General features: G+C 68.2%; 4 protein-coding genes and 1 tRNA gene. 4 read left to right on the top strand and 1 reads right to left on the bottom strand.

The genetic code is table 11. From position 1 onward, the window contains the following. A partial coding sequence (locus tag QAA18_RS10020) for a DUF6077 domain-containing protein (RefSeq protein ID WP_279412782.1) occupies nucleotides 1–1,015 on the bottom strand: 1,015 nt, incomplete at its 3' end. A gap of 134 nt (nucleotides 1,016–1,149) precedes the next feature. Here QAA18_RS10020 and QAA18_RS10015 point away from each other — a divergent pair. The 4 genes from QAA18_RS10015 to QAA18_RS10000 all read left to right on the top strand — a co-directional run. Next, nucleotides 1,150–1,226 (top strand) — tRNA-Met (locus QAA18_RS10015). Nucleotides 1,227–1,577: 351 nt separating this feature from the next. Continuing rightward, nucleotides 1,578–2,117 carry a ribosome maturation factor RimP gene (rimP, locus tag QAA18_RS10010; protein ID WP_279412781.1) on the top strand — a complete coding sequence of 180 codons (540 nt, stop codon included), beginning with the start codon at nucleotides 1,578–1,580 and terminating at the stop codon, nucleotides 2,115–2,117. 13 nt (nucleotides 2,118–2,130) lie between these two features. After that, nucleotides 2,131–3,642: a transcription termination factor NusA gene (nusA, locus tag QAA18_RS10005; RefSeq protein WP_279412780.1), complete on the top strand. Its 1,512-nt coding sequence runs from the start codon at nucleotides 2,131–2,133 to the stop codon at nucleotides 3,640–3,642. A gap of 78 nt (nucleotides 3,643–3,720) precedes the next feature. Then, nucleotides 3,721–4,221, top strand: a 501-nt coding sequence (locus tag QAA18_RS10000; RefSeq protein ID WP_279412779.1) for a translation initiation factor IF-2 associated domain-containing protein, incomplete at its 3' end; no start/stop codon positions are given.

The following is a 4,221-nucleotide window of genomic DNA, read 5'->3' as shown; positions in this document are numbered from 1 at the left end:
ACCACCCGCCCGCGAGCCCCAGCGCCGCCGCCGCCGGTGCGACGAACAATGCGCTGGCGGTGACGCCGAGCGCCGCCACCATCGCCGCGAACAACAGCAGCCAGCGCCGGATGCCGCCGTGGCGCACATGGTCCATCGCCGCGGCGGCGACCACCGGTACCAGGCAGCTGGCCAGCATCGCCTTGCCGTGGAACAGGCGCACGAACGAGAAGTTGCCGTAAGCATGATGCTGTTCGCCCAGAGCGAGCACGCACAACAGCAGGATCGGCAACACAATCGGCCAGCGCGAGGGAACGATGCGTCGCAGGAGATGGATCCAGGCCAGCACGCATGCGATCGCGAACAGCACGGGCAGGACCACGTGCGCGACCAGCACGTGATCGATACCGGTCAGGCGCGCGACAACGGCGACCAGGACGCCGGTATTGCTGAGCCGGTAGAACGGCAGCATGATCGGTGCGTCCTGCAGGCGATACATGGTGTCGTGCAGCAGCACCGGCTGCTCGGGAAAGCGCAGCAGCGTCGCCGGAATGCTCAGGTAGAAGGCGTCGTCCGCCGACGGGCGGCTGGCGAACAGCACGACGCAGACCGCAACGAGGACGACCGCCGGCACGATCCATGCGGGTGCGAGCCACGCGGCGGTGAAACGCGAACGGGATTCCGGCAGTGCCAACTCCCCGCCGCGCAGCAGCCAGACCCATGCCAGGCCGGTCCCCAGCAGCGCGCCCCACCAGAACACCAGGTAGGGCATCCCGGCCGTGGACAGGGCGACCCAGAGGGTTGCCGTTGCGAGCACCGCCAAGGCCGGTGTGCGCCGGTGGATCGCTTGCGTGGCCGATGCAGGGAGGGCGGGAGCCTCGCGTTCGCGCAACCGGAACCATCCCGCCGTGGCTGCGGCGGCCAGGAGGACCACGACCGGCAGGCCTGTAAGCAGCAGCGTAAAACTGCCCCGGATCGCCACCACCAGGTGCACGTAAATCGTCCAGATGGCATAGGGCAGGACGAGGGCAGGCACGAACCGGTCCCACGACGCCCCGTCCATTCCCAATCGCATGCGTCCCCCATCGAGGTCGACCGCCCTGCGTAGGTGCGCAAAACATCCGTCGCGGTTGCGCTGTTCAGGCCCCTCCCTTACAATCACCGGCTTGCTGCGGGGTGGAGCAGTCTGGCAGCTCGTCGGGCTCATAACCCGAAGGTCGCAGGTTCAAATCCTGCCCCCGCTACCATGTTCAAGCAGCAACGCGAAGCGGCGGTCCCGGCAACGGGGTCGCCGTTTTTGCTTGCGGAGCCGGCTCCGCCGGGCCGGTCCTGGCTGAACAGCGGGGATTTGCCCCTGCGGCCCGGTCCCGCTATCATGCGCGACCTGGCAGGATCAAGGACCTGGCTGCCCTTCGGGCGCTGGACCTGCTCCCCCTACCAGCTTCGGCTGGCGATCAAGGCTCCTCGGAGCCTTTTTCGTTTGCGAAGGTCGGGCTACGCGGTCGCTGCGGTTGGCGGCCACGCCGGAATCCAGCGTGATTGGACAAGGGGCCCGCCGGCCCCTTTTTGTTTTCCGATTCTTGAGCCGTACAGGACCGATGACCGACAAGGCACACGAGATCGCAGCACTGCTCGCCCCGACCGTAGGGTCGCTGGGGCTGGAGCTGCTTGGTGTCGAATACCTGCCGGCTCCCGGCGGCGCCGTGCTGCGTCTGTACATCGACACTCCGGAAGGCGACGAGCGCGCCGTCGGGATCGAGGATTGCGAGGCCACCAGTCGCGAAGTTTCCGCCCAGCTCGACGTCGCCGACCCGATCAGCGGCAACTACACCCTCGAGGTGTCGTCGCCGGGCGTCGACCGGCCGCTGTTCACGCTGGCCCAGTTCGGGCGTTTCGCCGGGCAGGTGGCCAAGGTCGGGCTGAAGCTGCCGATGGACGGAAGGCGCCGCCTGCAGGGCACGATCCTGCGCACGGACGGCGACATGGTGGTCTTCGACGTCGACGGCACGGAAATTGCCGTGGCCGTGGACAACATCGACAAGGCGCGGCTGGTGCCCGACTGGGTGGCACTGGGGCTGGCGCCGGCACGGGACAAGTCGGGTCGCGATGCGCGCCCCGGCAAGCAGAAGAAACATTGAACAGAGGTTTGAGATGAGCAAGGAACTGTTGCTTGTAGTCGACGCGGTCGCGGCCGAGAAGGGCGTGCCGGAGTCGGTGATCCTCGAGGCGATCGAGGCCGCGCTGGCCTCGGCGGCCAAGAAGCGCTACCCCGAGCAGGACGTGCTCACCCGCGTTGCCGTCGATCCCAAGGACGGCAGCTACGAGACGTTCCGCCGCTGGGAAGTCGTGGCCGACGACGTCGTCATGGAGTCGCCCGACCGCCAGGTGCGCCTGATGGACGCCATCGAGGACAGCCCCGACGTCGAGGTCGGCGACTACATCGAGGAACAGATCGAGAACCCGGATTTCGGCCGCATCGCCGCCCAGGCCGCCAAGCAGGTCATCGTGCAGCGCGTGCGCGAGGCCGAGCGGGCGCAGGTCGTCGACCAGTGGAAGGACCGGGTCGGCGAACTGGTGACCGGCGTGGTGAAGCGCGCCGAGCGCGGCAACATCTACGTCGACCTGGGCGGCAATGCCGAAGCCTTCATCCCGAAGGAAAAGGGCATCCCGCGCGACGTGCTGCGCGCCGGCGACCGCGTGCGCGGCTACCTGTACGACGTGCGCCACGAGATCCGCGGCCCGCAGCTGTTCATCAGCCGCGCCGCGCCGGAATTCATGATCGAGCTGTTCAAGCTCGAGGTGCCGGAAGTCGGCCAGGGCCTGGTCGAGATCAAGGCCTGCGCGCGCGATCCGGGCGACCGCGCCAAGATCGCCGTGCTCGCCTACGACAACCGCACCGATCCGATCGGCGCCTGCATCGGCATGCGCGGTTCGCGCGTGCAGGCCGTGAGCAACGAGCTCAACGGCGAGCGCGTGGACATCGTGCTGTGGTCGGACAACCCGGCGCAGTTCGTGATCAACGCGATGGCGCCGGCCGAAGTGCAGTCGATCATCGTCGATGAGGAAAAGCACTCGATGGACCTTGCGGTCGCCGAGGACAAGCTCGCCCAGGCCATCGGCCGCGGCGGCCAGAACGTGCGCCTCGCCAGCCGCCTGTCGGGCTGGCAGCTCAACGTGATGACCCAGGACCAGGTCGCGGCCAAGTCCGAGGCCGAGCAGGAAGCGGCGCGCGCGCTGTTCCAGGAGAAGCTCGAGGTCGACGACGAGATCGCCGGCATCCTCGTGTCCGAAGGCTTCAGCACGGTCGAGGAAGTCGCCTACGTCCCGGTCGGCGAACTGCTGGCGGTGGAAGGCTTCGACGAGGACATCGTCGAGGAACTGCGCTCGCGTGCCCGCGACGCCCTGCTCAACGACGCCCTGGCGGTGGAGGAGGAACTCGACGAGCACCAGCCGGCCGAAGACCTGCTGCAGCTCGAGGGCATGGACGAGGAGACCGCCTTCGCCCTTGCCGCCAACGGCATCCACAGCGCCGACGACCTCGGCGAGCTGGGCGCCGACGAAGTGCTGGAATTCGGCATCGAGGGCATGGACGAGGCGCGGGCAGCCGCGCTGATCCTGGCGGCCCGCGCCGAAGAGATCGCCCGTCTGGAGCGCGAGGGCTGACCGCACGGGATACTGGGTAGAATCGCACTCTCCAACAGCCAGGCGGCCCACCGCCGGGCGCAAGGAATCGAAATCCGAATGTCGCAACAAACCACGATCCGCAAGCTGGCCGAACTGGTGAATACCCCGGTCGACAAACTGCTCGAGCAGCTGGCAGAGGCCGGCATGCGCTTCGACGGTCCCGACCAGGTCGTTACCAGCATCGAGAAGGTCAAGCTGCTCGGCTTCCTCAAGCGCGCGCACGGCAAGGCCGGCAAGGCCGCCGAAGACATCGCCGTGCCCAAGAAGATCACGCTCAGCCGCAGCCGCAAGCAGGAAATCACGGTCGGCGGCGGCAAGAACCGCAGCACGGTCGACGTGGTGGTGCGCAAGAAGGTCACCCTGGTCAAGCCGACCGAAGGTGCCGCCGAGCCGGTGGCCGCTCCGTCGGCGCAGCCGGACGACGAGCGCGCGGAGATCCTGCGCAAGCTCGAGGAGTCGCGCCAGCGCAATCTGTCCGAGCAGCAGCGCCTGGCCGAAGCCGACCAGCGCCGCGCCGAGGAAGCCGCCGCGCGCAAGCGCGCCGAGGAAGAGGCCGCC

This window comes from Luteimonas sp. 8-5 (assembly GCF_029763755.1).
Taxonomy (GTDB): Bacteria; Pseudomonadota; Gammaproteobacteria; order Xanthomonadales; family Xanthomonadaceae; genus Cognatiluteimonas.
This window is presented reverse-complemented; position numbering and strand designations above follow the sequence as displayed.